The following is a 26,208-nucleotide window of genomic DNA, read 5'->3' as shown; positions in this document are numbered from 1 at the left end:
GGGGAGAAACTCTGAAATCGCAAAAATGGTAACGTTTGTTTTTCTGCTTCCGGCTAGAATAGAAGCGCTACGCGAGTGCATAGCCAGGCTATGATCAATTCAACAGGCGCGGTGATATAGACATCGTTTGACGTGCTGTTACAATCGCTCACACCTTAACAGGCGGATACGTTAGCGTTCCGTCATGGATGGCAATCCGCGATAGCCATAATTAACAGGGAGACATTTATGAAGCTTCGCCTGTCGGCGCTTGCGCTGGGAACCACACTGCTGGTGGGGTGTGCGAGTTCCGGTACAGAACAACAGGGGCGTTCAGATCCGTTAGAAGGGTTTAACCGCACCATGTACAATTTCAACTTTAACGTGTTGGATCCGTATGTCGTTCGACCGGTGGCTGTCGCCTGGCGTGATTATGTCCCACAGCCAGCCCGTAATGGTTTAAGCAACTTCACCGGCAACCTCGAAGAACCTGCGGTCATGGTGAACTATTTTCTGCAGGGCGATCCGTATCAGGGGATGGTGCATTTCACCCGTTTCTTCCTGAACACCCTTCTCGGCATGGGCGGCTTTATTGACGTCGCCGGTATGGCGAACCCGAAACTGCAGCGCGTTGAGCCGCATCGCTTCGGCAGCACCTTAGGACATTACGGTGTAGGCTATGGCCCTTACGTCCAGTTACCGTTCTATGGCAGTTGGACGCTGCGTGAGGATGGCGGCGATATGGCCGATACGCTATATCCAGTCCTTTCATGGCTGACCTGGCCGATGTCGATCGGTAAGTGGACCCTCGAAGGGATTGAAACGCGTGCTCAGTTGCTGGACTCCGACGGCCTGTTGCGTCAGTCTTCCGATCCGTACATCTTGGTGCGTGAGGCTTATTTCCAGCGTCACGACTTCATTGCCAACGGCGGGAAGCTCAAGCCGCAAGAAAACCCGAACGCGCAGGCGATCCAGGACGATTTAAAAGAGATCGACTCAGAATAAATGAATACCGGACCGCGAAGCGTCTGGCCGGGCCTGGCGTTCGCGCCGTTAGCGGGTACGATGATTTTTTGGATGCATAAAAAAGGGGACGCCAGAAGGCGCCCCCTTTTTTTCATCTGACCATGATCAGAATGCGTAGTTCAGGTTCATACCGTACAGCCAGGCTTTCCCTTCAGATTCGAAAGAGTACGGGCCTTCTTCAAACTTCACTTTCTGGCCGTGCATGTAAGACACGCCAACATCCACTGAGGCATCTTTATTGAAGGCGTAGGTAGCGCCAGCGCTCAGCCAGAAGCGGTCCTGATCCGGAATAGAAATGGAACGACGGTTGGCCGGAACCGGGCTGTCATCAAAGGCGATACCGGTACGGAACGTCCAGGTATCGTCATAGTAATAGGTTGTACCCAGCGCGATGCGATAAGAGTCTTTAAAGCCCTCTTCTTTATAAAACAGCGTCTGACCGTTGCTGCCTTTCGCCTTCAGCTCTTCGAACTGACTCCAGCTGGTATAAGCCATGCTGTAGTGAACCGCCCACTGTGGCGCGACGCGGTTGTAACCTGAAATTTCCCACATTTCCGGCAGGTTCAGGTTAAGTGAACCGTCGATCGTCCCGCCGTTAGTTCCAGCAGGCAGGCTGGCAAAGACCGGACGCAGTTGCGGCGGAATACGGTCAGTCGATGGCAGGCTGCTGCGGTAATCGCCGTCGAAGTCAACTTTGACTTCTGAACGGTAGGTAAAACCGTAACGGTTGTCTTTATCGACTTCATAAAGGATCCCGGCGTTCCAGCCGAAGCCCCATTCGTCGCCCTTCAGGCGCGCAATCTGGGTATCCGCCGGGTATTGCGCCGCCAGTGCCGGAGGAATACGTCCGCCGGAGCCTGCCACGATTTGCTGCGGCAGGTCGCCGGCATAACGCTCGAGCTTAGCTTTGGCATAAACGGCGTTAAAACCGAGGCCGAAGCTGAAATGATTGTTCAGACGATAGGCGCCGCTCAGGTTCAGGTTGAGCGTTTCCAGATCGGTTTTTCCGCCCATGGAGCCCGCGGCGTAGTTGTTATTAAACTCCGTCGCCAGGCCGTAGTTAGAGGTGACAGATGCCCCCCAACCAAACTGATCGTTAATCGGGGCCACAAAGTGCAGGTTTGGCACCCACGCCGTCGGCGCAATGTTATCCTGGCTGGCATCATTACCAATGCGCGAGCGACCGGAGATATCCACGTCCGGATCAACAAAGATTGCGCCGCCCGAGAAGGTTGGGCGGTCGAACATGGTGATCAGCGCCGGGTTACGGCTAACGTTACCCACGTCGTCCGCGATAGCGCCTTCACCTGAATAGGCCCGGCCAAGGCCAGAGGAAGAAAATTCGTTTAGCTGAAAGCCTGCAGACCAGGCCTGGGTAGATATAAGTGCCACTGCAACTGCGAGAGCAGACTTTGTAAACAGGGTTTTCTGGCTCATGACCATAACCTCAATGATTTATTTTTATACAAACTATGTTACATGCTGTAACAGGAGCGCGAAGTGTAGGGTCTGCGGTACGACATAGAAATCAGACCAGTGGCGTGAGTATAGGTCTGACCAGCTGATATGTTGCAAGTATGTTTATAAGTTTTTTCAATTGTGATCTCAGAAACGCGATCCAGCTGGCAATTTTGCCGGGGAGCGCACATAGCCTTTTGGGTTGAATTTGTTTTAGATCATTTTTAAGTGTGATTTCGGTCACTTCTCGCATTTCCCACCATTAACGACTGGAGAGGCGAAAGTCGGAGGCGTAAAATATCGCTATCGTTTATCTGGCACCCTGGGTGCGAATACAGAGGAAATCTACAATGAGTAAATGCAGTGCTGATGAAACCCCGGTTTGCTGCTGTATGGACGTTGGTACCATCATGGACAACTCCGATTGCACCGCGTCATACAGCCGTGTGTTCGCTAACCGCGCAGAAGCGGAAGAAACGCTGGCGGCGCTGACCGAAAAAGCGCGGAACGTGGAGTCCGAGCCTTGCCAAATTACTCCGACTTTCACTGAAGAATCTGACGGCGTGCGCCTGGACATCGATTTTGTCTTTGCCTGCGAAGCCGAAACCCTGATCTTCCAGCTCGGTCTGCGTTAATCCCTTCATTATTTATCTGCCCCGACAACCTTTTGTCGGGGCTTTTTCGTTTCATCCCGTCATTATTCACTGTGTCACAGCTCTCACTTTCATCCGCCCCTGCTTGGCTAAATGTAAAAAATTGGTTAAGACTATGATCAGGTCAGACCACTTATTTTATTTTTACAGGGGAGTGTTATGAGTCAGGCTATACCGCTGGTCACCCGCCAGGGCGATCGCATTGCCATTGTGAGCGGGTTACGTACCCCTTTTGCCCGCCAGGCTACCGCCTTTCATGGTATTCCCGCTGTCGATCTTGGCAAAATGGTGGTGGGCGAACTGCTGGCCCGCAGTGAGATCCCCGTAGACGTCATAGAGCAACTGGTCTTTGGTCAGGTTGTCCAGATGCCGGAAGCGCCAAATATCGCCCGTGAAATTGTCCTCGGCACCGGTATGAGTGTGCATACCGACGCTTACAGCGTAAGCCGCGCCTGCGCGACCAGCTTTCAGGCGGTCGCTAACGTAGCGGAAAGCCTGATGGCGGGTACGATCCGCGCGGGGATTGCCGGTGGCGCGGATTCCTCGTCGGTATTGCCCATTGGCGTCAGTAAAAAACTGGCGCGAGTCCTCGTGGATGTGAATAAAGCCAGGACGATGGGGCAACGTCTGAAACTTTTTTCCCGCCTGCGCTTACGCGATCTGATGCCCGTGCCGCCCGCCGTCGCCGAATATTCGACTGGCCTGCGGATGGGAGATACGGCGGAACAGATGGCGAAAACCTACGGAATCACCCGTGAGCAGCAGGATGCGCTGGCCCACCGTTCACATCAGCGCGCGGCGCAGGCGTGGGCGGAAGGAAAGTTAGCCGATGAAGTGATGACCGCCTGGACGCCGCCGTTCAAGGCGCCGCTGTCTGAAGATAACAATATTCGCGGCAACTCGACGCTGGCGGATTACGCCAGACTGCGTCCGGCCTTTGACCGTAAACATGGCACGGTGACCGCCGCCAACAGTACGCCCCTGACAGACGGGGCGGCAGCGGTGATCCTGATGACCGAATCCCGCGCGAAAGAGCTGGGGCTGATTCCGCTCGGCTATTTACGCAGCTACGCCTTTACCGCTATCGATGTCTGGCAGGACATGCTGCTGGGACCGGCCTGGTCAACGCCGCTGGCGCTGGATCGGGCGGGCTTAAGCCTGAGCGATCTGACGCTGATTGATATGCACGAAGCCTTTGCCGCTCAGACGCTGGCGAATCTGCAACTGCTGGGCAGTGAGCGTTTTGCCCGCGAGGTGTTGGGACGCGCCCATGCCACCGGTGAGGTGGATGACAGCAAGTTCAACGTACTCGGTGGTTCGATTGCTTACGGGCACCCGTTTGCCGCCACCGGCGCCCGGATGATCACCCAGACTCTGCACGAATTGCGCCGTCGGGGAGGCGGCTTCGGTTTAGTCACTGCCTGTGCGGCAGGCGGTCTGGGTGCGGCGATGGTTCTGGAGGCAGAATAATGGAAATGACATCGGCTTTTACGCTTAATCTGCGTCCGGACAATGTGGCGGTTATCTCCATAGATGTACCCGGTGAAAAGATGAACACCCTGAAAGCGGAGTTTGCGAGTCAGGTACGCGCGATCCTGAAACAGCTTCGCGAAAACAGGGAACTGCGCGGCGTCGTTTTTATTTCCGCGAAAGCGGATAATTTTATTGCTGGCGCGGATATCAACATGATTGGCAACTGCGCAAGCGCGCAGGAAGCGGAGGCGCTGGCGCGTCAGGGACAACAACTGATGGCGGAAATCAACGGTCTTCCGGTGCCCGTCATCGCCGCTATTCACGGCGCCTGTCTGGGCGGCGGACTGGAACTGGCGCTGGCCTGTCATGAGCGAATCTGTACCGATGACAGCAAAACGGTATTGGGCCTGCCGGAAGTACAACTGGGGCTGCTGCCGGGTTCCGGCGGCACACAGCGTTTGCCGCGGCTGGTCGGAGTCAGTACGGCGCTGGAGATGATCCTCACCGGCAAACAACTGCGTGCGAAGCAGGCGTTAAAGATGGGGCTGGTGGACGATGTGGTTCCGTTGTCGATTCTGCTCGAGGCTGCGGTTGAACGGGCTAAACAGGATCGGTCAACGTCGCGAACGCTGCCGGTGCGCGAACGCGTTCTGGCGGGGCCGCTGGGGCGCGCACTGTTGTTCCGTATGGTCAGTAAAAAAACCGAACAGAAAACACGCGGTAACTACCCGGCGACAGAACGTATTCTTCAGGTGATCGAAACTGGCCTGGCGCAGGGCAGCAGCAGTGGTTACGACGCGGAAGCCCGCGCTTTTGGCGAGCTGGCGATGACGCCGCAATCGCAGGCGTTACGCAATATCTTCTTTGCCAGTACCGAGGTGAAAAAAGATCCCGGTAGCGATGCCCCGCCGGGGCCGCTTAACAGCGTTGGCGTGCTGGGGGGCGGGCTGATGGGTGGGGGAATTGCCTACGTGACGGCCTGTAAAGGCGGCTTACCGGTTCGCATTAAAGACATTAATGTTCACGGCATCAATCATGCGCTGAAGTACAGTTGGGATCAGCTTGAAACGAAGGTACGTCGTCGCCATATCAAAGCCAGCGAACGGGATAAACAGCTGGCGTTGATTTCAGGTGCCACCGACTATCGCGGATTTTCCCATCGTGATCTGGTTATAGAAGCTGTCTTTGAAGATCTGGCGCTAAAACAGCAGATGGTGGCGGAAGTTGAGCAAAACTGCGCATCCCATACCATTTTCGCCTCTAACACCTCATCTTTACCGATTAGCGACATCGCCGCCCATGCCGCCAGGCCGGGGCAGGTGATTGGTCTGCATTTTTTCAGCCCGGTTGAAAAAATGCCCCTGGTCGAGGTCATTCCCCATGCCGCCACCTCTGAGCAGACCATCGCCACCACCGTTAAGCTGGCGAAGAAACAGGGTAAAACACCTATCGTGGTGCGCGACAAGGCCGGATTCTATGTAAACCGTATTCTCGCCCCCTATATCAACGAAGCCATACGCATGCTGACTGAGGGTGAGCGGGTCGACGCTATCGACAGCGCGTTGGTGAAATTTGGTTTTCCGGTGGGGCCTGTTCAACTGCTGGATGAAGTGGGAATCGATACCGGCACGAAAATTATCCCTGTTCTGGAAGCCGCTTATGGCGAGCGTTTTAGCGCCCCTGCAAATGTTGTTTCCTCAATTTTGAACGACGATCGCAAAGGCAGAAAAAATGGTCGCGGTTTCTATCTTTATGGTGCAAAAGGGCGTAAAAGCAAAAAACAGGTCGACCCTGCGATTTATACGCTTATTGGCGTTCAGGGGCAGAGCAGGCTTTCCGCCCGGCAAATGGCTGAACGGTGCGTGATGCTGATGCTCAATGAGGCCGCGCGTTGCTTCGATGAACAGGTGATCCGCAGCGCTCGCGACGGTGATATTGGCGCGGTATTCGGCATTGGATTTCCGCCGTTTCTCGGTGGTCCGTTCCGTTATATGGATTCTCTCGGCGCGGGTGAAGTGGTTGCGGTATTGCAACGCCTGACTTCGCAGTACGGTCCACGGTTTACGCCGTGCGATGCGTTATTGCAGATGGCGGAGCGGGGTGAAAGTTTCTGGAAAGCAGATGCAACTGGCCTGAATTTTAAAGGTCAAATGTAGGGTGAATCCGCAACGAATGGCCGTGAGTTGGTTAAATTGTAAACACAGATTGACTATACTTACAGCGTTGAGGTAAAAAACAGCGTTTCATTCGGTGAACGGATAAGGCACAATGCCGGCCACCGCATTTCGGCGACCGTTCAGACGGTTTCAGCAAGAATGCGGGTGATTCTGGTTAACAAAAGCGGTGCAATATGCAAGTTTTTATCATGCGTCACGGCGACGCGGCCCTCGACGCCGCCAGTGATTCGGTTCGTCCCTTAACCGTCTGTGGTTGTGACGAATCGCGCCTTATGGCGAACTGGCTGAAAGGTCAAAAAGTGGATATCGAACGTGTTCTGGTGAGCCCGTTCCTGCGAGCCGAGCAAACGTTGGACGAGGTAGGGGAGTGCATGAACCTGCCGGGTAACGTTGACGTTCTGCCGGAGTTGACGCCCTGCGGCGATGTCGGTCTCGTCAGCGCGTATCTTCAGGCGCTGGCCAATGAAGGCGTCTCCGGCGTTCTGGTGATCTCCCACCTGCCGTTAGTCGGCTACCTGGTGTCTGAATTGTGCCCGGGAGAAACGCCGCCTATGTTTACCACATCAGCGATCGCCAGCGTCACGCTGGACGAAAGCGGCAAAGGGGTGTTCAACTGGCAGATGAGCCCGTGCAACCTCAAAATGGCAAAAGCGATGTAAACATCCGCTGCCTGATGGCGCTTCGCGTATCCGGCCTACGGCGGTGCTGACTGTTTCGTAGGCCAGATATAGCGCTTGCGCCAACCACCGGCAACCTTACATCATGGCAGTTCGGGCGGTTGCCACTCTTCCACCTCTATCAGCACCAGCAACGCGGCGTCGCCGCCGTACTCTTTTGGGGCCTGATGAAAAGCCATCACGTGTGGGTGCTGCGCCAGCCACAGCGGCGTCTGTTGTTTCAGTACATGCTTACCGTGACCGTGCATGACGCAGGCGCAAAAAACGTGCTCCCGGCGACAGGCGGCAATCAGCGCGCCGAGTTCCTGCTTCGCCTGCAGCTGCGTCAGGCCGTGAAGATCGAGAAACAGTTCCGGTGAATAATCTCCGCGCCGCATTTTCTTCAGCTCGAAGTGGCTGACGTCGGAACGTACGTATTTTACCGGGCCTTCGGTATTCAGCAGCGGCTGAAATTCGTCCGAAAAATAGTGGCTGGCGTCCGCCTGTTCCGACAGAAGCCGCTTAACGGGAACGTCGCTGATTTTTTTACGTTGCGGGCGATGGACAATCGTGTCCTGCTTAATCTGCCGGGTGCCGGTCATCAGTTGCCGGAACAGCGCCTGGTCCTCCTCGCTGAGCGATGTTTTCTTTTTCATTCTGCTGTCTCATTTTTCATTTTCCGTTAGTTTACCCGACTCACCGGCGATGCGAATGCGTAAAACGCAATTTTCGCGCCTGTCCCCTGTGTGAATGCTGATTTATCGCTGGCTTCGTGGCAAACTAGCCGCCGAAATTATTGCGTACATGCCCTGGAGGAACAGGTGGATAAAATTTTCGTTGATGAAGCAGTAAGTGATCTGCATACCATTCAGGACATGTTGCGTTGGGCGGTCAGCCGTTTTAGCGCGGCGAATATCTGGTACGGTCACGGCACCGACAACCCGTGGGATGAAGCCGTTCAACTGGTGCTGCCGTCACTTTATCTTCCACTGGATATTCCCGAAGACATGCGCACCGCGCGTCTGACGTCCAGCGAACGCCACCGCATTGTTGAGCGGGTGATCCGCCGGGTGAACGAGCGTATTCCGGTGGCCTATCTGACGAATAAAGCCTGGTTCTGCGGCCATGAGTTTTACGTCGATGAACGCGTGCTGGTGCCGCGCTCGCCGATTGGCGAGCTGATCAACAACCGTTTTGAAGGGCTGATTCGCCAACAGCCGCAGCATATTCTCGACATGTGTACCGGCAGCGGTTGCATTGCTATTGCCTGCGCCTACGCGTTTCCGGAAGCGGAAGTCGACGCGGTGGATATCTCCGCCGACGCGCTGGCCGTCACTGAGCACAATATTGAAGAGCACGGCCTGCTGCACCATGTCACCCCCATTCGTTCGGACCTGTTCCGCGACCTGCCAAAAGTCCAGTACGATCTGATCGTGACTAACCCGCCGTATGTGGACGCGGAGGATATGTCCGATCTGCCGAATGAGTATCGTCACGAGCCTGAACTGGGGCTGGCGTCAGGGACAGATGGCCTGAAACTGACCCGCCGTATTCTGGGCAACGCGCCGGACTACCTGTCAGATAACGGTATTCTGATTTGTGAAGTCGGGAACAGCATGGTACATCTGATGGAACACTATCCTGATGTGCCGTTTACCTGGCTGGAATTCGACAACGGCGGCGATGGCGTCTTTATGCTGACCAAAGCCGAGTTACTGGCCGCTCGCGAGCATTTCAGCCTCTATAAAGACTAAATCACAACGACGACAACGGAATCGCAATGGCAGGAAATACAATTGGACAACTCTTTCGGGTAACCACCTTTGGCGAATCGCACGGGCTGGCGCTGGGCTGCATTGTTGACGGGGTGCCGCCGGGCATTCCTCTGACCGAAGCTGACCTGCAGCACGATCTCGACAGGCGGCGTCCTGGCACGTCTCGCTACACGACCCAGCGCCGTGAGCCGGATCAGGTGAAAATTTTGTCTGGCGTATTTGAAGGCGTCACCACCGGCACCAGCATCGGTTTGCTGATCGAAAATACCGATCAGCGTTCGCAGGATTACAGCGCCATCAAGGACGTGTTTCGTCCGGGACACGCCGACTACACCTACGAGCAGAAATATGGCCTGCGCGATTACCGCGGCGGCGGGCGTTCGTCCGCACGCGAGACCGCGATGCGCGTGGCGGCGGGCGCGATTGCCAAGAAATACCTTGCGGCAAAATACGGCATCCGCATCCAGGGCTGCCTGACCCAGATGGGCGATATTCCGCTGGCGATCAAAGACTGGGAGCAGGTGGAACAGAACCCTTTTTTCTGCCCGGATCCGGACAAAATCGACGCCCTTGACGAACTGATGCGGGCGCTGAAAAAAGAGGGTGATTCTATCGGCGCTAAGGTAACGGTGGTAGCCAGCGGCGTTCCCGCCGGTCTCGGCGAGCCGGTATTTGATCGTCTTGACGCCGATATCGCCCATGCGCTGATGAGCATTAATGCCGTGAAAGGCGTTGAGATTGGCGACGGTTTTGACGTGGTGGCGCTGCGCGGAAGCCAAAACCGTGACGAAATAACGACGCAGGGCTTCCAGAGCAACCATGCGGGCGGCATTTTGGGTGGGATCAGCAGTGGGCAGCAAATTATTGCCCACATGGCGCTGAAGCCAACCTCCAGTATTACCGTTCCGGGTCGTACCATTAATCGCTTTGGCGAAGAAGTCGAGATGATCACCAAAGGCCGTCACGATCCGTGTGTCGGGATCCGCGCGGTGCCGATCGCTGAGGCGATGCTGGCGATCGTGCTCATGGACCACTTGCTGCGCCAGCGGGCGCAAAATGCGGATGTCAAAACAGATATTCCACGCTGGTAAGAGATGAAAAAAACCGCGATTGCGCTGCTGGCACTGCTTGCCGGCAGCGTCAGCCAGGCGGCGACGCCGTGGCAGAAAATAACCCAACCCATAGCGGGCAGCGCGCAGTCGATCGGCAGCTTTTCGAACGGCTGTATCGTTGGCGCCGATACGCTTCCCGTCCAGTCGGAACACTATCAGGTCATGCGTACCGACCAACGCCGTTATTTTGGTCACCCCGATCTGGTGCTGTTCATTCAGCGTCTGAGCACCCGGGTGAATAACCTGGGGTTGGGAACGGTGCTGATTGGCGATATGGGCATGCCGGCCGGCGGCCGGTTTAACGGCGGCCACGCCAGCCATCAGAGCGGTCTGGATGTGGACATTTTCCTGCAATTACCAAAGACACGCTGGACTCAGGCGCAGTTGCTGCGACCGCAGGCGCTGGATTTGGTGGCCCGCGACGGAAAGCACGTTGTGCCTTCACTGTGGACGCCGGAAATCTTTAGCCTGATTAAGCTCGCGGCGGAAGATAATGACGTCACCCGCATTTTCGTGAATCCGGCGATCAAACAACAGCTTTGCCTGGACGCAGGAAACGATCGCGACTGGTTGCGTAAAGTGCGACCCTGGTTCCAGCATCGCGCGCATATGCATGTACGATTACGGTGCCCTGCTGACAGCCTGGAGTGCGAAGATCAACCTTTGCCTCCGCCAGGCGACGGTTGTGGCGCTGAACTGCAAAGCTGGTTTGAACCCCCAAAACCTGGAACAACAAAGCCTGAGAAGAAGACACCGCCACCGTTGCCGCCTTCCTGCCAGGCGCTACTGGATGAGCATGTACTCTAATGGATAATTTCGCCGACCTGTTTATGGTCTCCCCGCTGCTGTTGGTTGTGCTGTTTTTTGTTGCGATGCTGGCTGGTTTTATCGATTCACTGGCGGGGGGCGGCGGACTGCTGACCATCCCCGCGCTGATGGCGGCAGGCATGTCTCCCGCTCAGGCGCTGGCCACCAATAAATTGCAGGCCTGCGGCGGCTCAATTTCCGCCTCTATCTACTTTATTCGCCGTAAGGTGGTGGATCTTGCCGATCAGAAACTGAATATCGCGATGACCTTTATTGGCTCGATGAGCGGCGCGCTGCTGGTGCAGCACGTGCAGGCAGACGTGCTTCGTCAGATCCTCCCGGTGCTGGTGATCTGCATCGGTCTCTATTTTTTGCTGATGCCAAAGCTGGGTGAAGATGATCGCCAGCGTCGCCTGTACGGCTTGCCGTTTGCGCTGGTCGCGGGGGGGGGCGTCGGGTTTTACGACGGCTTCTTTGGCCCTGCCGCCGGGTCGTTTTACGCGCTGGCGTTTGTCACGCTTTGCGGCTACAACCTCGCCAAATCCACCGCCCACGCCAAAGTGCTGAACGCCACGTCGAACATCGGCGGCCTGCTGCTGTTTATGATTGGCGGAAAAGTGATCTGGGCAACCGGGTTCGTTATGTTGATTGGGCAGTTTCTCGGCGCGCGCATGGGCTCACGCCTGGTACTGAGCAAGGGACAAAAGCTGATTCGGCCTATGATCGTCATCGTCTCGGCGGTGATGAGTGCCAAACTACTTTATGATAACCATGGACAGGAGATTCTCCACTGGCTGGGGATGAATTAATGAACAGTACACACCACTATGAACAGTTAATTACCCTGTTCAACGACTGCTTTGCTGACGATTTTAATACCCGTCTGATTAAAGGCGATGACGAACCGATCTATCTTCCTGCTGATGCAGAGGTGCCGTATCACCGGATCGTCTTTGCTCACGGTTTTTACGCCAGCGCCCTGCATGAGATTTCGCACTGGTGTATTGCCGGGAAAGCGCGCCGTGAACAGGTTGATTTTGGTTACTGGTACTGCCCGGACGGACGGGACGCGGCGACCCAAAGCAAGTTCGAAGATGTGGAAGTGAAACCGCAAGCGTTTGACTGGTTGTTTTGCGTGGCGGCGGGGTATCCGTTCAACGTCAGTTGCGACAACCTGGAAGGCAACGTCGAACCGGACCGCGTGGTGTTTCAGCGTCGGGTTCATGCGCAGGTGATGGAGTATCTGGAAAAGGGCATTCCTGAACGGCCGGCTCGCTTTATCAAAGCGTTACAAGATTATTATCACACGCCCGACCTTAAGGCGGAACAGTTCCCGTGGCCGGAAGCGCTAAACTAAAGCCAGCGCCACGTTTACAATGAGGAAAGAAGATGATCGCGGAGTTTGAAGCACGCATTCTGGCATTAATCGACGACATGGTTGAACACGCCAGCGACGATGAGCTGTTTGCCAGTGGGTATTTGCGTGGCCACCTGACGTTAGCCGTGGCGGAGCTGGAAGGGCGTGATGACCATTCCGCGGACGCCGTTTACGCCAACGTCACCAGCAGTCTCGAGAAAGCGATCGGTGCGGGTGAACTGTCACCACGCGATCAGGCGTTAGTCAAAGAGATGTGGGATGCGTTGTTCCAGAAGGCGACCAGCCAATAATCGCGCCTTTGCCGGATGGCGTCGCCATCCGGCATCATTCCATTATTTCACCGTTTTCCCTTTCCGTAATTTCCTGACCCATAAACGATTCGGATTGAGCGCCGCCAGCGTACCCGCATCCAGCGGAAGGGGTTCATTGCTCATTTGCGACGCCAGGATTTCCGCACACAGAGGCGCGGAGCACAAGCCGCGTGATCCCAGCGCGCCGAGCATAAAGAGATCCTCATGTACGGGCGCGTTTGCCGCTGAAGAAGGATCCCTGGCCAGACTGGCGTACTGCGTTAGCGTGGCGGCGTAATCCGGTACATTGCCGACCATCGGTAAATGGTCGCGAGTAGCGCAGCGCACGCCGCAGCGCGCCTCTTTCCCGCTGATATCCACCTCTTGCGCCCATTTCGCCGTCGGGAAGCAGTCAATTAACCGCTGCCGGTTCTGCTGCTGATCGTCCTCACGATATTCCGTTGCGTCACTGCCGCGATGATAGCTGGCGCCAATACAATGGTGCTGGTTAGCCGGATTTACCGGGGTAAGATAACCGTCATAGCACAGCACCTGGCGAAGCGCGGAAAGGGCAGGCGTGGCGGGAATATGACTGACCTGACCGCCGACCGGGTAAACGGGTAACGGCTGTGTCTGTGTGAAGTGGTTAATCGCATGGCCGTTCGCCAGCACCACGACGTCATGTTCAGCCTGCGTGCCGTCGGCAAAGCGCAGGGACCAGCCGTGCGCCGTCGCGCTTAGCGCGTCGACCGAATGACGGTAATGGCAACGTAGCCCCTGTTGTTCAGCCAGCGCCAGCACTGCGGCAGTCAATTGCGCCGGACACAGCCAGCCGCCCAGCGGATAGGAAATGCCAGCGCAGTCGATATCAACGCCGGTTAATGCTTCCATGTGTCCACTTTTTACCGCCTGCGCCAGCGCGTCGGGGAGTTCCAGCGACAACAGTTGCGCGATCTTCTGCTGGCTTTTTTCGTCCCAGCCGGCCTGCGTGACGCCGCACCAGTCATGATCGAAAACAACCGGGAGAGCATCGTACTGACGGCGTGCAAAGGTAAAGGCGGCGAGGAAAAAGAGATTTATCGCCGCATCGTGCTTGCTGAGCAGGGGATAAAGCGCACCCTGACGGTTTCCCGATGCGCCCTGGGCAGGTTTTTCGTCCGCGCAATAGAGCGTGACCCGCCAGCCGCGACGCAGCAGCGCCAGGGACAGCAGGGCGCTGGCGATACCGCCGCCAACAATAGCCGTTTCACGCTTAAGGCTGCCCAGGCGGGCAAACCACGGCGCTCTGGCGACAGGCGTAATCCTTTGAAGCATCGCCCCGCGCAGCATTTCACGCTTGCGGCCAAAACCTTTGTATTTCTGCATGGTAAAACCGGCTTCCTGTAAACCCCGGCGCACAAATCCCGCGGAGGTAAAGGTTGCCAGCGTACCGCCGGGGCGCGCCAGTCGCGCCATAGCGTTAAACAGTCCTGGGGTCCACATGTCCGGGTTTTTGGCGGGCGCGAAGCCGTCGAGAAACCAGGCATCCACTTTCTGATGCAGACTGTCATCCAGTTGGTCGGTAAGTTCGTTAATATCTCCAAACCACAGATCGAGCGTGACGCGTCCTTCAGCCAGCAGCAGGCGATGACAGCCCGCCAGCGGCAACGGCCACTGGGCGTGGAGTTGCTTTGCAAGCGCCGCCAGCTCAGGCCAGCGCTGGTGCGCGGCGACCAGATCGTCGTGGTGCAGGGGAAATTTTTCAAAACTGATAAAATGTAATCTTTGTAGCGTAGCCTCAGGGTGCGTGGCGCGAAACGCGGCAAACGCCTGCCAGAGCGTCAGAAAGTTCAGGCCAGTGCCGAAGCCGCTCTCTGCGACCACAAAAAGCGGGTCGGAATGTTCCGGAAAACGCTCAGGGATCCGGTTGCCGCCGAGAAAGACGTAACGTGTCTCTTCAAGGCCATTATCATTAGAAAAGTACACATCGTCGAAATCTCGGGAAACAGGTGTACCCTCAGCGTTGAATTCGAGGTTGGCGGGTTGTATGGCATTTTGTTTCACGTAAGTTACTCGTCTGACGGGCAGTGCCACGATCTTAGCGATGTGTGCCAGGCGGCGCAAATTTCCGGACAAAATGGCTGATCGGACTTGTTCGGCGTACAAGTGTACGCTATTGTGCCAGTCGAAACTTACTATAGTGCGACTTACAGAGGTATTGAATGAAACGTGCAGTGATTACTGGCTTGGGCATCGTTTCCAGCATCGGTAATAACCAGCAGGAAGTCCTGGCATCTCTGCGTGAAGGACGTTCAGGGATCACCTTCTCCGAAGAGTTTAAAGATGCGGGAATGCGTAGCCACGTATGGGGTAACGTCAAGCTGGATACAACCGGTTTGATCGACCGTAAAGTGGTTCGTTTCATGAACGATGCCTCTATTTATGCCTTTCTTTCCATGCAGCAGGCTATCGCTGACGCGGGCCTGAGCGATGAGGTGTATCAGAACAACCCGCGCGTGGGTCTGATTGCCGGTTCCGGCGGCTCCTCCAAAGCGCAGGTATTCGGTGCGGACGCTATGCGTAGCCCGCGCGGCCTGAAAGCGGTGGGTCCGTACGTCGTCACCAAAGCGATGGGCTCTGCGGTTTCCGCTTGCCTCGCGACGCCGTTTAAAATTCACGGCGTAAACTATTCGATCAGCTCCGCCTGTGCGACCTCCGCGCACTGCATTGGGAATGCGGTAGAGCAGATCCAACTGGGCAAACAGGACATCGTGTTTGCCGGCGGCGGCGAAGAGCTGGGCTGGGAAATGGCCTGTGAGTTCGACGCGATGGGCGCGCTGTCCACTAAGTACAACGATCAACCCGCTAAGGCGTCCCGGACTTATGATGCGCACCGTGACGGTTTCGTTATCGCTGGCGGCGGCGGGATGGTTGTGGTTGAAGAACTGGAGCACGCGCTGGCCCGTGGCGCACGCATTTATGCGGAGATCGTCGGCTACGGCGCAACCTCCGATGGCGCAGACATGGTCGCGCCGTCCGGTGAAGGCGCGGTTCGCTGCATGCAGATGGCGATGCACGGCGTGGACACCCCTATCGACTACCTGAACTCCCACGGCACCTCTACGCCGGTTGGTGATGTGAAAGAACTGGGCGCCATTCGTGAAGTGTTTGGCGATAACAGCCCGGCTATTTCTGCGACGAAAGCCATGACCGGTCACTCTCTGGGCGCCGCTGGCGTGCAGGAAGCGATTTATTCTCTGCTGATGCTGGAACACGGTTTTATCGCGCCGAGCATTAACATTGAAGAGATGGACGAGCAGGCTGCCGGACTGAACATCGTGACAGAAACCACCGAGCGCGAACTGACCACCGTCATGTCCAACAGCTTTGGTTTCGGCGGCACCAACGCCACGCTGGTTATGCGCAAGCTGAAAGCGTAAGTGACAGGCCGGATAAGGCGTATCGCCGCTATCCGGCAGAACCTGATGATTTCAAAGGGGAGCTTTCAGGCTCCCTTTTTTGTTCTGCTGCCTGGAGTCATGCATGGCTGTCGTAGCTGAAAAAGAATCCACATCTTCTGCCAATTTCTCACTGTTCCGTATCGCCTTTGCGGTGTTCCTGACCTACATGACGGTTGGATTGCCGCTGCCCGTGATTCCACTTTTTGTCCACCATGAACTGGGCTATGGCAATACGATGGTGGGGATCGCCGTCGGGATCCAGTTTCTCGCCACCGTGTTAACGCGCGGCTATGCCGGACGGCTCGCCGATCAGTACGGCGCCAAGCGCTCGGCGTTGCAGGGCATGTTCGCCTGCGCGCTGGCGGGCGGGGCATGGCTGCTGGCGGCGCTGTTGCCCGTCTCTGCGCCGGTGAAATTTGCGCTGCTGATCGCAGGTCGCCTGATCCTCGGCTTTGGAGAAAGCCAGTTGCTTACCGGTACGCTGACCTGGGGGCTGGGTCTGGTGGGGCCAACGCGTTCCGGTAAAGTGATGTCCTGGAATGGGATGGCGATTTACGGCGCGCTGGCGGCAGGGGCGCCGCTGGGTTTACTCATCCACAGTCACTTTGGGTTTGCCGCGCTGGCAGGAACCACCATGGCGCTGCCGCTGCTGGCATGGGCATTTAACGGCACGGTACGTAAAGTGCCCGCGCAGACGGGAGAACGACCTTCTCTGTGGAGCGTGGTCGGGCTTATCTGGAAACCCGGTCTCGGCCTTGCGTTGCAGGGGGTGGGTTTTGCGGTTATCGGCACCTTTATTTCGCTCTATTTCGCCAGCCACGGCTGGGCAATGGCGGGTTTTACCCTCACCGCGTTCGGCGGTGCGTTTGTCCTCATACGCGTGCTGTTTGGCTGGATGCCGGATCGCTTTGGCGGTGTTAAAGTCGCTATCGCTTCTTTATTGGTCGAGACCGTGGGTCTGGTGCTGCTATGGCTGGCGCCAACGGCGTGGATTGCTCTGCTTGGCGCGGCGTTAACCGGGGCGGGCTGCTCGCTTATTTTCCCCGCGCTGGGCGTTGAGGTGGTCAAGCGTGTCCCGGCACAGGTACGCGGGACGGCGCTGGGGGGATACGCCGCGTTTCAGGATATCTCCTACGCTATCACGGGCCCGCTGGCGGGCGTGTTGGCCACATCCTGTGGCTATCCGTCAGTTTTCCTTGCGGGGGCGATTTCCGCCGTGGTAGGGATTCTGGTGACGATCCTGTCGTTTCGCCGGGGTTAAACCACCAGCCAGAAAATCAGCAGCGCAACCATCAGGGCGAGAAACAGCAGTCCGGGACGGGCGGCGGCCGCTTTGAAGGTTTCGATCACCGGGGTAAACGGGTTGTAGATTGGCTGAATATGAAGCGGATCGCTGAGCGCTTTGTCGCGCTCAACGCGGCGCAGGAAAATCTGATTCAGCAGATCCTGAACCTGGGCGGTGGTCAACACCGTCTGCGGCTGGATCTGCCAGGTGTGCTGGGCATACTCTTTCAGCGATGCCTGTTCTGCCGGCTCCAGTGGTTGCTTCAACGCCGCCTGCAGCGATTGCAGGGTCGGGGCGTGTTGCAGACTGAGCGTTTGCCGCGCCTGAAGCCAGGTCGCCAGATGGGTAAAATGCTTCGCCGGGATCAACTCGCCGCTTTTCACGCCCGACAGTTCCAGCATGGATTGCCAGATAAGCTTACCGGACTCTCCCGTCGCGGCGGCCAGTTTGGTGACCAACTGGTTCAGGGTGTTGTGTTCCGCAGGCAACAGCGGGCGATCGGTTGCCGGGCGCTGTTGTGGTTGCGGAATAGACAATTGTCCCTGCTGGAGCAGCGTCAGTACATTCTTTAGCTGATCCGGCGTGAGCTGGCTGAGCGCCGTTTGTCCATATTGCTGGCGAATAAAATCGCTCACCGCCTGACGGTTATTCCCCTGGCTCAATAATTCTGTTAGCTGCGACAGCACCTGTCGGTTGGCATGATTTTGCTGGGCGACGCTCAGTCTCTGGCTGAGATTGTGCTCTGCGGCGGGGAAATGGCGGGACAACAACGGTGTGTCGCTTTTCACGCCAAGATCGTGTTTCATTCCGGCCCACACTTCCGCACTTTGCTGTTGCGTCAGTGAAATCAGGCGGGTTATCAGTCGCTCCAGTACCGTCCGCTGTTGAGTAGAGAGCGGTTGTTCGCCCGCAGCGGAAGAAGCGGGTTGCCCTTCACCCGGAGGGCGCGCGGGAGTACCGGAAATGGGTTGCATCATCACGTATCCTTAAACCATCAATCTTAGCAAAGTATGCCTTGCGGCCAGATTATGGCACACTTGCCCGGTTAACACTCGTTCTCAAACAGGTACGAAAGACGTGAAAATTCTCGTTGATGAAAATATGCCTTATGCCCGCGAATTGTTTAGCCGACTGGGCGAGGTAAAAGCGGTTCCAGGCCGCCCAATCCCGGTTGCTGAACTGGACGATGCGGACGCCCTCATGGTGCGTTCGGTCACCAAAGTGAATGAAGCGCTGCTGGCGGGGAAACCGGTGAAATTTGTCGGCACGGCAACGGCGGGAACCGATCACGTGGATGACCGCTGGCTTGCGCAGGCCGGTATTGGTTTTTCGGCGGCGCCTGGCTGTAACGCGATTGCGGTCGTCGAGTACGTCTTTTCCGCGCTGCTGATGCTGGCCGAACGCGACGGCTTTGCCCTGCGCGATCGTACCGTAGGTATTGTGGGGGTCGGTAACGTTGGCCGCCGTTTACAGGCGCGGCTGGAAGCGTTCGGCGTGCGTACGCTGCTGTGCGATCCGCCGCGGGCGGATCGGGGCGACGAAGGCGATTTCCGCTCGCTTGACGAGCTGGTGCGGGAGGCGGATATCCTGACCTTCCATACGCCGCTGTTTAAAGACGGTCCGTACAAGACTTTGCATCTGGCGGATGAGTCGCTGATCGCCCGTCTGAAGCCAGGGACGATCCTGATCAACGCCTGTCGTGGCGCGGTTGTGGATAACGCGGCGCTGCTGGCGCGCCTGAACGCGGGACAGCAGTTGAGCGTAGTGCTGGACGTGTGGGAAGGGGAGCCGGACCTGAACGTAGAACTGCTCAGTAAAGTGGATATCGGTACGCCGCATATTGCGGGCTATACGCTGGAAGGCAAAGCGCGCGGAACCACCCAGGTCTTTGAAGCGTTCAGCGCGTTTATCGGGCGCGCCCAGCATGTCGCGCTTGATACGCTGCTGCCCGCCCCGGAATTTGGCCGTATCACGCTCCACGGCCCGTTAGATCAGCCAACGCTGAAAAGACTGGCGCATTTGGTGTATGATGTGCGCCGCGACGATGCGCCGCTGCGTCACGTCGCCGGGATACCGGGTGAATTCGATAAACTGCGCAAGACTTACCTTGAGCGCCGCGAATGGTCGTCACTGTATGTGATGTGCGACGACGCCAGCGCCGCCGCGCTATTGCATCAGCTCGGGTTTAACGCCGTTCATCATCCGGCTCGCTAACATTCTTTTTGTCGCTCCCTGCCTGCAGCGGGGAGCTTTGCTATTTCTGGAGTAAACCACCATGTCTGAAGGCTGGAATATTGCCGTTCTCGGCGCGACGGGCGCCGTTGGCGAAGCGTTGCTTGAAACTCTGGCAGAACGCCAGTTCCCGGTCGGTGAGATCTATGCGCTGGCGCGGCCAGAAAGCGCGGGTGAACATCTGCGTTTTGCCGGAAAAACGGTAACGGTGCAGGACGCGGCAGAGTTCGACTGGACGCAGGCGCAGCTGGCGTTTTTTGTCGCGGGCGTAGAGGCTACGGCGGCGTGGGTGGACGACGCCACCAACGCAGGATGCCTGGTGATTGACTCCAGCGGTCTGTTCGCTCTTGAGCCGGACGTGCCGCTGGTGGTGCCGGAAGTGAACCCGTTCGTGCTGGCGGACTACCGTAATCGTAACGTTATCGCCGTCCCGAACAGCCTGACCAGCCAACTGCTGGCGTCGCTGAAGCCGCTGATCGACCAGGGCGGTTTGTCCCGCATCAGTGTGACCAGCCTGCTTTCGGCCTCCGCACAGGGCAAAAAGGCGGTCGATGCTCTCGCCGGGCAGAGCGCGAAGCTGCTGAACGGGATCCCGATCGATGAGGACGATTTCTTTGGTCGCCAGTTGGCCTTCAACATGTTACCGCTGTTGCCGGACAGGGAAGGCAGCGTGCGCGAAGAGCGCTGTATCGTCGATGAAGTGCGCAAAATTATGCAGGATGACGGGCTGATGATCTCCGTAAGCTGCGTGCGGTCGCCGGTGTTTTACGGCCACGCGCAGATGGTCGCGTTTGAAGCTCTGCGTCCGCTGGCGGCAGAAGAGGCCCGTGACGCCTTCGCCCAGGGCGAGGATATCATGCTGTCCGACGAGACGGATTTCCCCACTCAGGTCGGCGATGCGTCTGGCAACGCGCAGCTTTCCGTAGGCTGTGTGCGTAACGACTACGGTATGCCGGAGCAAGTACAGTTCTGGTCGGTGGCCGATAACGTTCGCTTTGGCGGCGCCCTGATGGCGGTAAAAATTGCCGAGAAGCTGGTGCAGGAGTATCTCTACTGATGTCCGACCTGCTACAGCCGCCGGTGTATAAAATTGCGCTGGGCATTGAGTATGACGGCAGCAAATATTATGGCTGGCAGCGTCAGAACGAAGTGCGCAGCGTGCAGGAAAAGCTGGAAAAAGCACTCTCCCAGGTTGCCAATGAGCCGATTACCGTCTTCTGCGCCGGGCGTACCGATGCGGGCGTTCACGGCACCGGGCAGGTCGTCCATTTCGAAACGACCGCACAGCGAAAAGACGCGGCGTGGACGTTAGGCGTAAATGCGAATTTACCTAGTGACATTGCCGTGCGTTGGGTGAAAGCTGTACCGGACGATTTTCATGCCCGCTTTAGCGCCACGGCTCGTCGTTATCGTTACATCATCTACAATCATCGGCTGCGTCCGGCGGTTTTAGCCAAAGGCGTCACGCATTACTATGAGCCGCTGGATGCCGAGCGGATGCACCGCGCGGCGCAATGTCTGATTGGCGAGAACGATTTTACCTCGTTTCGCGCCGTTCAGTGCCAGTCGCGCACGCCGTGGCGTAACGTGATGCATATTAGCGTGTCGCGTTACGGCGCATATGTGGTGGTCGATATCAAAGCCAATGCCTTTGTACATCATATGGTCAGGAATATTGTCGGCAGCCTGATGGAAGTGGGCGCCAACAACCAGCCGGAGAGCTGGATAGCAGAGCTGTTAGCGGCAAAGGACAGAACGCTTGCAGCGGCAACGGCGAAAGCGGAAGGGCTGTATCTGGTCGCGGTGGATTATCCGGACCGGTTTGATCTTCCGAAACCGCCTATGGGCCCGCTGTTCCTGGCGGACTAATTCGCGTCGTAAAAGGCATAATTATGGACCTGATTTACTTTCTTATTGATTTCATCCTGCACATCGATGTGCATCTGGCAGAGCTGGTTGCCGAATATGGCATCTGGGTATACGCCATTTTGTTCCTGATTTTGTTTTGTGAAACGGGTCTGGTCGTCACGCCGTTCCTGCCGGGAGATTCCCTGCTGTTCGTTGCCGGGGCGCTGGCGTCGCTGCCCAATAACGATCTCAACGTCCATATGATGGTGGTATTAATGCTGATTGCCGCAATTGTTGGCGACGCGGTTAACTACACCATTGGCCGACTGTTCGGCGATAAGCTTTTCAGCAACCCGGACTCGAAAATTTTCCGCCGCAGTTACCTCGACAAAACCCACCAGTTTTACGAGAAGCATGGCGGCAAAACCATCATTCTCGCCCGCTTTGTGCCGATCGTCAGAACGTTCGCGCCGTTCGTGGCGGGAATGGGGCATATGTCTTATCGTCATTTTGCCGCTTACAACGTGATTGGCGCGCTGTTGTGGGTATTGCTGTTTACCTACGCGGGCTACTTCTTCGGCACTCTCCCGATGATCCAGGATAACCTGAAGCTGTTGATCGTCGGCATTATCGTGGTGTCCATATTGCCCGGCGTTTACGAAATTATTCGTCATAAACGTGCTGCGTCGCGTGTAACAAAATAGAAACTAACACAGCGGTTCGACCACTTTTTTATCCAAAGTTACGGGCTGTTATGTTTTAATGTGCAACATTCATGGTCTGTTGGGGGCAAAAATGGCATCATGCGCCCCTTATAACAAAGCTAACCAGGGTTCAGGCAGAAAGGTCACCAATGAGCTGGATTGAACGAATTAAAAGCAACATTACTCCAACCCGCAAGGCAAGCATTCCTGAAGGGGTGTGGACCAAATGTGATAGCTGCGGTCAGGTTTTATATCGCGCTGAGCTGGAACGTAATCTTGAGGTCTGTCCGAAGTGTGACCATCACATGCGCATGTCGGCGCGCAATCGCCTGCATAGCCTGTTAGATGAAGGTTCTCTTGTGGAGCTGGGTAGCGAACTTGAGCCGAAAGACGTGCTGAAGTTCCGTGACTCCAAGAAGTATAAAGATCGTCTGGCTTCTGCGCAGAAGGAAACCGGCGAAAAAGACGCGCTGGTGGTCATGAAAGGTACGCTTCACGGCATGCCGGTTGTCGCGGCGGCGTTTGAGTTTGCCTTTATGGGCGGTTCCATGGGATCTGTTGTCGGTGCGCGTTTCGTCCGCGCCGTTGAGCAGGCGCTGGAAGATAACTGCCCGCTGATCTGCTTCTCCGCGTCCGGCGGCGCGCGTATGCAGGAAGCGCTGATGTCGTTGATGCAGATGGCGAAAACTTCCGCTGCGCTGGCGAAAATGCAGGAACGCGGTCTGCCGTACATTTCGGTGCTTACTGACCCGACAATGGGTGGCGTATCCGCAAGCTTCGCGATGCTGGGCGATCTTAATATCGCTGAACCGAAAGCGTTGATTGGCTTCGCCGGTCCGCGCGTGATCGAGCAAACCGTCCGTGAGAAATTGCCGCCGGGATTCCAGCGCAGTGAGTTTCTGATCGAAAAAGGCGCTATCGATATGATTGTCCGCCGTCCGGAAATGCGCCTGAAACTGGCCAGCATTCTGGCGAAGCTAATGAACTTACCCGCGCCGAATCCGGATGCTCCACGTGAAGGCGTGGTGGTACCTCCGGTACCGGATCAGGAACCCGAGGCCTGATAATTTACTTTATGGATTTCGAGTTGCAGGTAGGCGGCAAGAGCGTTCATCCCGATGAGCTTGCACAGGCAAGTGATTCGAGTGAACGAGAGCAGCCAACAAGCCTGCAGCTTGAAAAACGACGAGTACAAAAGGGCAGGGCCAGTTGGCGCTGCCTTTTGCTTTTCTCAATGTAACCAATTTACGGGCATCATGGATAACAAACGCATTCCCCAAGCCGCGTCGCCCCTGGCCTCGTGGCTTTCTTATCTGGAAAATCTCCACGCCAAAACGATTGATATGGGTCTTGAGCGCGTAAGTCAGGTGGCAGCGAAACTGGACGTGTTAAAGCCCGCGCCATTTGTCTTTACCGTCGCCGGAACGAACGGCAAAGGCACAACCTGCCGCACGCTGGAGTCCGTATTGACGGCGGCAGGCTACAGCGTGGGCGTTTACAGTTCGCCGCATCTGGTCCGTTACACCGAGCGCGTGCGCATTGCGGGTAAAGAACTGCCGGAATCGGCCCATACCGCCTCTTTTGCGGAAATTGAAGCTGCGCGCGGTGAGATTTCCCTGACCTATTTTGAGTACGGTACGCTATCCGCGCTGTGGCTGTTTAAGCAGGCGAATCTTGATGTCATTATTCTGGAGGTGGGGTTAGGCGGTCGGCTGGACGCCACCAATATGGTGGATGCTGACGTCGCGGTGATCACCAGTATCGCGCTTGACCACACCGACTGGCTGGGACCGGATCGCGAAAGCATTGGCCGGGAAAAAGCCGGGATCTTCCGCGCTGAAAAACCGGCAATTGTTGGCGAACCGGAAATGCCGTATACCATCGCCGACGTCGCGCAGGAAAAAGGGGCTTTGCTCCAGCGACGCGGCGTAGACTGGCATTATGCGGTGTCGGGCGACAGCTGGCGTTTTACCGACGCCAACGGTACGTTAACCGGTTTGCCGTTGCCGCAGGTGCCGCAGCCAAACGCGGCGACGGCGCTGGCGGCGCTGCGCGCAAGCGGGCTTACGATCGGCGAGCAGGCGATCCGCGACGGTATTGCCGGGGCGATTCTACCCGGACGTTTTCAGATTGTGAGCGAGTCCCCACGGGTCATTCTTGATGTCGCGCATAATCCCCATGCGGCGGAATACCTGACCGGGCGACTGAAAGGGTTACCGAAACAAGGGCGCGTGCTGGCGGTTATCGGTATGCTACATGATAAGGATATTGCGGGAACGTTAGCCTGGTTGAAAAGCGTGGTCGACGACTGGTATTGTGCTCCGCTGGAAGGGCCGCGCGGCGCGACGGCGGAACAACTGCTGGAACATCTGGGCCAGGGCACTGTCTATGACAGTGTCGCGCAGGCATGGCAGGCGGCGCTGGCGGAGGCGAAACCAGAAGATACCGTACTGGTATGTGGATCATTCCACACGGTGGCACATGTCATGGAAGTGATGGACGCGGGGAGAATCGGTGGCGAGTAAATTTCAGAATCGTTTAGTTGGCACAATTGTGCTGGTCGCACTGGGCGTGATTGTGCTTCCAGGCCTGCTCGACGGGCAAAAAAAGCATTATCAGGATGAGTTTGCCGCTATCCCGCTGGTGCCGAAACCGGGCGATCGCGATGAGCCTGATATGATGCCCGCCGCCACGCAGGCTTTGCCGACCCAGCCGCCGGAAGGCGCTGCGGAAGAAGTGCGCGCAGGCGATGCGGCGGCACCGTCGCTGGACCCTTCGCGCTATGCGTCGACCAACAATCCGGCGATTGATCCGGCGCCAGCGCCGGTTGAAAAGCCAAAACCAAAACCGGTTGAAAAACCGAAGCCGCAGCCGAAACCACAGCCGGTGGTAGAGCCGACAGCGCCTGCGCCTAAGCCCGCGGCAGAAGAAAAACCGGCACCGACCGGGAAAGCCTATGTTGTTCAGTTAGGGGCGTTGAAAAACGCCGACAAGGTCAATGAGATTGTGGGTAAACTTCGCGGCGCGGGTTACCGGGTATATACTGTGCCGTCGACGCCAGTGCAGGGAAAAATCACCCGCATCCTGGTCGGGCCGGACGCGTCTCGCGACAAGCTGAAAAGCGCGCTTGGTGAACTGAAACAGCTCTCCGGGTTAAGCGGAGTGGTGATGGGATACAGTCCGAACTAAGCCCCCTATCGCCAGGCGCGACGCGGTTTTTCAGGCCGGATAAGGCGTTAACGACGCCATCCGGCAAGGCCAAAAACGGCCAAAAAGTATGATGGCGTTGAATATTTTTTCAGCGCCATTTTTATTTACGCGCGGGAAGGAAATCCCTACGCAAACGTTTTCTTTTTCTGTTAGAATGCGCCCCGAACAGGACGGCAGGGCGTTAAATCGTGGGACACTTATGGTCTGGATTGATTACGCCATTATCGCGGTGATTGGTTTTTCCTGTCTGGTTAGCCTGATCCGTGGCTTTGTACGTGAAGCGTTATCGTTGGTGACATGGGGTTGTGCTTTCTTTGTCGCCAGCCATTACTACACTTATCTGTCTGTCTGGTTTTCGGGCTTTGAAGACGAACTGGTTCGAAACGGGATTGCCATCGCGGTGCTGTTTATCGCGACGCTCATTGTCGGCGCGGTCGTCAACTTTGTTATCGGGCAACTGGTCGAAAAAACCGGGTTGTCCGGTACTGACCGGGTGCTGGGGATCTGTTTTGGGGCTCTGCGTGGTGTACTGATTGTTGCCGCCATTCTGTTCTTTCTCGATACCTTTACCGGTTTGTCGAAAAGTGAGGACTGGAGTCAGTCACGGCTTATCCCGGAGTTCAGTTTCATCATCAGATGGTTTTTTGACTATCTGCAAAGCTCGTCAAGTTTCTTGCCCAGAACCTGACTGGGTTCTGAGATGTG

The 26,208-nt window shown here is 56.7% G+C and carries 25 protein-coding genes; 21 read left to right on the top strand and 4 right to left on the bottom strand.

Features of this window, described 5'->3' with window-relative positions; translation table 11 throughout:
• Positions 1-228: 228 nt before the first annotated feature.
• A complete protein-coding gene (gene mlaA / locus OOJ60_RS09585) occupies positions 229-984 on the top strand; it encodes a phospholipid-binding lipoprotein MlaA (protein ID WP_042290774.1) in 756 nt (251 codons plus the stop codon).
• 126 nt (positions 985-1,110) lie between these two features.
• On the opposite strand, the gene fadL is transcribed toward mlaA, so the two are convergent.
• Positions 1,111-2,442, bottom strand: coding sequence for a long-chain fatty acid transporter FadL (gene fadL, locus OOJ60_RS09580; RefSeq protein ID WP_042290772.1), 1,332 nt, complete (start codon positions 2,440-2,442; stop codon positions 1,111-1,113).
• A gap of 371 nt (positions 2,443-2,813) precedes the next feature.
• Here fadL and OOJ60_RS09575 point away from each other — a divergent pair, with 371 nt between their 5' ends.
• The 4 genes from OOJ60_RS09575 to sixA all read left to right on the top strand — a co-directional run bounded on the left by OOJ60_RS09575 (position 2,814) and on the right by sixA (position 7,425).
• On the top strand, positions 2,814-3,098 hold the full coding sequence (locus OOJ60_RS09575; protein ID WP_024132813.1) for a YfcZ/YiiS family protein: 285 nt from the start codon (positions 2,814-2,816) through the stop codon (positions 3,096-3,098).
• Positions 3,099-3,275: 177 nt separating this feature from the next.
• Entirely contained in the window at positions 3,276-4,586 is a 1,311-nt protein-coding gene (gene fadI / locus OOJ60_RS09570; RefSeq protein ID WP_060570090.1) for an acetyl-CoA C-acyltransferase FadI, read from the top strand.
• Positions 4,586-6,745, top strand: coding sequence for a fatty acid oxidation complex subunit alpha FadJ (fadJ, locus tag OOJ60_RS09565; protein WP_205612474.1), 2,160 nt, complete (start codon positions 4,586-4,588; stop codon positions 6,743-6,745). The genes fadI and fadJ overlap by 1 nt, the downstream gene beginning before the upstream one ends.
• Positions 6,746-6,939: 194 nt before the next feature.
• Entirely contained in the window at positions 6,940-7,425 is a 486-nt protein-coding gene (gene sixA / locus OOJ60_RS09560; protein ID WP_042290767.1) for a phosphohistidine phosphatase SixA, read from the top strand.
• 101 nt (positions 7,426-7,526) lie between these two features.
• Here the strand turns inward: sixA and smrB are convergent, their stop codons facing one another.
• Positions 7,527-8,078, bottom strand: coding sequence for an endonuclease SmrB (smrB, locus tag OOJ60_RS09555; RefSeq protein WP_042290766.1), 552 nt, complete (start codon positions 8,076-8,078; stop codon positions 7,527-7,529).
• Between the two features lie 165 nt (positions 8,079-8,243).
• Between smrB and prmB the strand changes: the two genes are divergently transcribed.
• Genes prmB through OOJ60_RS09525 form a run of 6 tightly spaced genes read left to right on the top strand, consistent with a single transcriptional unit; the run spans position 8,244 to position 12,784 of the window.
• Positions 8,244-9,176, top strand: coding sequence for a 50S ribosomal protein L3 N(5)-glutamine methyltransferase (gene prmB, locus OOJ60_RS09550; protein WP_042290764.1), 933 nt, complete (start codon positions 8,244-8,246; stop codon positions 9,174-9,176).
• A gap of 26 nt (positions 9,177-9,202) precedes the next feature.
• On the top strand, positions 9,203-10,288 hold the full coding sequence (aroC, locus tag OOJ60_RS09545; RefSeq protein WP_205612473.1) for a chorismate synthase: 1,086 nt from the start codon (positions 9,203-9,205) through the stop codon (positions 10,286-10,288).
• Positions 10,289-10,291: 3 nt separating this feature from the next.
• Positions 10,292-11,116: a penicillin-insensitive murein endopeptidase gene (gene mepA / locus OOJ60_RS09540; RefSeq protein WP_205612472.1), complete on the top strand. Its 825-nt coding sequence runs from the start codon at positions 10,292-10,294 to the stop codon at positions 11,114-11,116.
• Positions 11,116-11,925 (top strand): sulfite exporter TauE/SafE family protein, encoded by an 810-nt coding sequence (locus OOJ60_RS09535; protein WP_205612471.1) that lies wholly within the window; start codon positions 11,116-11,118, stop codon positions 11,923-11,925. Before mepA ends, OOJ60_RS09535 begins: the two co-directional genes overlap by 1 nt.
• The gene (locus OOJ60_RS09530) at positions 11,925-12,473 is read left to right on the top strand and encodes an elongation factor P hydroxylase (protein ID WP_205612470.1); all 549 of its coding nucleotides are present in this window, start codon (positions 11,925-11,927) and stop codon (positions 12,471-12,473) included. The genes OOJ60_RS09535 and OOJ60_RS09530 overlap by 1 nt, the downstream gene beginning before the upstream one ends.
• A 32-nt stretch (positions 12,474-12,505) precedes the next feature.
• Positions 12,506-12,784 carry a YfcL family protein gene (locus OOJ60_RS09525; RefSeq protein WP_042290754.1) on the top strand — a complete coding sequence of 93 codons (279 nt, stop codon included), beginning with the start codon at positions 12,506-12,508 and terminating at the stop codon, positions 12,782-12,784.
• Between the two features lie 42 nt (positions 12,785-12,826).
• Here OOJ60_RS09525 and mnmC read toward each other — a convergent pair whose 3' ends face one another.
• A complete protein-coding gene (mnmC, locus tag OOJ60_RS09520; protein WP_205612469.1) occupies positions 12,827-14,827 on the bottom strand; it encodes a bifunctional tRNA (5-methylaminomethyl-2-thiouridine)(34)-methyltransferase MnmD/FAD-dependent 5-carboxymethylaminomethyl-2-thiouridine(34) oxidoreductase MnmC in 2,001 nt (666 codons plus the stop codon).
• A 158-nt stretch (positions 14,828-14,985) separates the two neighbouring features.
• On the opposite strand from mnmC, the gene fabB reads away from it, so the two are divergent.
• The gene (gene fabB, locus OOJ60_RS09515; protein WP_060570095.1) at positions 14,986-16,203 is read left to right on the top strand and encodes a beta-ketoacyl-ACP synthase I; all 1,218 of its coding nucleotides are present in this window, start codon (positions 14,986-14,988) and stop codon (positions 16,201-16,203) included.
• Positions 16,204-16,306: 103 nt separating this feature from the next.
• Positions 16,307-17,485 (top strand): MFS transporter, encoded by a 1,179-nt coding sequence (locus OOJ60_RS09510; RefSeq protein WP_205612468.1) that lies wholly within the window; start codon positions 16,307-16,309, stop codon positions 17,483-17,485.
• Here the strand turns inward: OOJ60_RS09510 and flk are convergent.
• On the bottom strand, positions 17,482-18,483 hold the full coding sequence (gene flk / locus OOJ60_RS09505) for a flagella biosynthesis regulator Flk (protein ID WP_205612531.1): 1,002 nt from the start codon (positions 18,481-18,483) through the stop codon (positions 17,482-17,484). The two genes, OOJ60_RS09510 and flk, sit on opposite strands and share 4 nt — an antisense overlap.
• 103 nt (positions 18,484-18,586) lie before the next feature.
• Here flk and pdxB point away from each other — a divergent pair, with 103 nt between their 5' ends.
• The 8 genes from pdxB (at position 18,587) to cvpA (ending at position 26,191) form a co-directional block, all read left to right on the top strand.
• A complete protein-coding gene (gene pdxB / locus OOJ60_RS09500; protein WP_205612467.1) occupies positions 18,587-19,723 on the top strand; it encodes a 4-phosphoerythronate dehydrogenase PdxB in 1,137 nt (378 codons plus the stop codon).
• 61 nt (positions 19,724-19,784) lie between these two features.
• A complete protein-coding gene (locus tag OOJ60_RS09495) occupies positions 19,785-20,798 on the top strand; it encodes an aspartate-semialdehyde dehydrogenase (RefSeq protein ID WP_042290745.1) in 1,014 nt (337 codons plus the stop codon).
• Positions 20,798-21,610: a tRNA pseudouridine(38-40) synthase TruA gene (truA, locus tag OOJ60_RS09490; RefSeq protein WP_205612466.1), complete on the top strand. Its 813-nt coding sequence runs from the start codon at positions 20,798-20,800 to the stop codon at positions 21,608-21,610. The genes OOJ60_RS09495 and truA overlap by 1 nt, the downstream gene beginning before the upstream one ends.
• Before the next feature lie 23 nt (positions 21,611-21,633).
• Positions 21,634-22,293, top strand: a complete 660-nt coding sequence (locus tag OOJ60_RS09485) for a DedA family protein (RefSeq protein ID WP_042290742.1) — start codon at positions 21,634-21,636, stop codon at positions 22,291-22,293.
• 149 nt (positions 22,294-22,442) lie between these two features.
• A complete protein-coding gene (gene accD, locus OOJ60_RS09480) occupies positions 22,443-23,357 on the top strand; it encodes an acetyl-CoA carboxylase, carboxyltransferase subunit beta (protein WP_042290740.1) in 915 nt (304 codons plus the stop codon).
• A 192-nt stretch (positions 23,358-23,549) separates the two neighbouring features.
• Positions 23,550-24,818: a bifunctional tetrahydrofolate synthase/dihydrofolate synthase gene (folC, locus tag OOJ60_RS09475; protein WP_205612465.1), complete on the top strand. Its 1,269-nt coding sequence runs from the start codon at positions 23,550-23,552 to the stop codon at positions 24,816-24,818.
• Entirely contained in the window at positions 24,808-25,482 is a 675-nt protein-coding gene (gene dedD, locus OOJ60_RS09470; RefSeq protein WP_181822818.1) for a cell division protein DedD, read from the top strand. Before folC ends, dedD begins: the two co-directional genes overlap by 11 nt.
• A 220-nt stretch (positions 25,483-25,702) precedes the next feature.
• Complete coding sequence (gene cvpA / locus OOJ60_RS09465; RefSeq protein ID WP_042290946.1) at positions 25,703-26,191, top strand: colicin V production protein; 489 nt, start codon at positions 25,703-25,705, stop codon at positions 26,189-26,191.
• Positions 26,192-26,208: the final 17 nt, after the last annotated feature.

Source organism: Citrobacter sp. R4 (genome assembly GCF_026719175.1).
GTDB classification, from domain to species: Bacteria; Pseudomonadota; Gammaproteobacteria; order Enterobacterales; family Enterobacteriaceae; genus Citrobacter_A; species Citrobacter_A sedlakii.
This window is presented reverse-complemented; position numbering and strand designations above follow the sequence as displayed.

Excerpts from the sequence above, each read along its gene's own strand:
- mlaA (WP_042290774.1), top strand. The coding sequence starts at position 229 with ATGAAGCTTCGCCTGTCGGCGCTTGCGCTGGGAACCACACTGCTGGTG.
- mepA (WP_205612472.1), top strand. The coding sequence starts at position 10,292 with ATGAAAAAAACCGCGATTGCGCTGCTGGCACTGCTTGCCGGCAGCGTC.
- fadI (WP_060570090.1), top strand. The coding sequence starts at position 3,276 with ATGAGTCAGGCTATACCGCTGGTCACCCGCCAGGGCGATCGCATTGCC.
- accD (WP_042290740.1), top strand. The coding sequence starts at position 22,443 with ATGAGCTGGATTGAACGAATTAAAAGCAACATTACTCCAACCCGCAAG.
- folC (WP_205612465.1), top strand. The coding sequence starts at position 23,550 with ATGGATAACAAACGCATTCCCCAAGCCGCGTCGCCCCTGGCCTCGTGG.
- OOJ60_RS09510 (WP_205612468.1), top strand. The coding sequence starts at position 16,307 with ATGGCTGTCGTAGCTGAAAAAGAATCCACATCTTCTGCCAATTTCTCA.
- flk (WP_205612531.1), bottom strand. The coding sequence starts at position 18,483 with ATGCAACCCATTTCCGGTACTCCCGCGCGCCCTCCGGGTGAAGGGCAA.
- fadJ (WP_205612474.1), top strand. The coding sequence starts at position 4,586 with ATGGAAATGACATCGGCTTTTACGCTTAATCTGCGTCCGGACAATGTG.
- aroC (WP_205612473.1), top strand. The coding sequence starts at position 9,203 with ATGGCAGGAAATACAATTGGACAACTCTTTCGGGTAACCACCTTTGGC.
- cvpA (WP_042290946.1), top strand. The coding sequence starts at position 25,703 with ATGGTCTGGATTGATTACGCCATTATCGCGGTGATTGGTTTTTCCTGT.
- OOJ60_RS09495 (WP_042290745.1), top strand. The coding sequence starts at position 19,785 with ATGTCTGAAGGCTGGAATATTGCCGTTCTCGGCGCGACGGGCGCCGTT.
- fadL (WP_042290772.1), bottom strand. The coding sequence starts at position 2,442 with ATGAGCCAGAAAACCCTGTTTACAAAGTCTGCTCTCGCAGTTGCAGTG.
- OOJ60_RS09535 (WP_205612471.1), top strand. The coding sequence starts at position 11,116 with ATGGATAATTTCGCCGACCTGTTTATGGTCTCCCCGCTGCTGTTGGTT.
- truA (WP_205612466.1), top strand. The coding sequence starts at position 20,798 with ATGTCCGACCTGCTACAGCCGCCGGTGTATAAAATTGCGCTGGGCATT.
- OOJ60_RS09530 (WP_205612470.1), top strand. The coding sequence starts at position 11,925 with ATGAACAGTACACACCACTATGAACAGTTAATTACCCTGTTCAACGAC.
- sixA (WP_042290767.1), top strand. The coding sequence starts at position 6,940 with ATGCAAGTTTTTATCATGCGTCACGGCGACGCGGCCCTCGACGCCGCC.
- OOJ60_RS09575 (WP_024132813.1), top strand. The coding sequence starts at position 2,814 with ATGAGTAAATGCAGTGCTGATGAAACCCCGGTTTGCTGCTGTATGGAC.
- OOJ60_RS09485 (WP_042290742.1), top strand. The coding sequence starts at position 21,634 with ATGGACCTGATTTACTTTCTTATTGATTTCATCCTGCACATCGATGTG.
- OOJ60_RS09525 (WP_042290754.1), top strand. The coding sequence starts at position 12,506 with ATGATCGCGGAGTTTGAAGCACGCATTCTGGCATTAATCGACGACATG.
- smrB (WP_042290766.1), bottom strand. The coding sequence starts at position 8,078 with ATGAAAAAGAAAACATCGCTCAGCGAGGAGGACCAGGCGCTGTTCCGG.
- fabB (WP_060570095.1), top strand. The coding sequence starts at position 14,986 with ATGAAACGTGCAGTGATTACTGGCTTGGGCATCGTTTCCAGCATCGGT.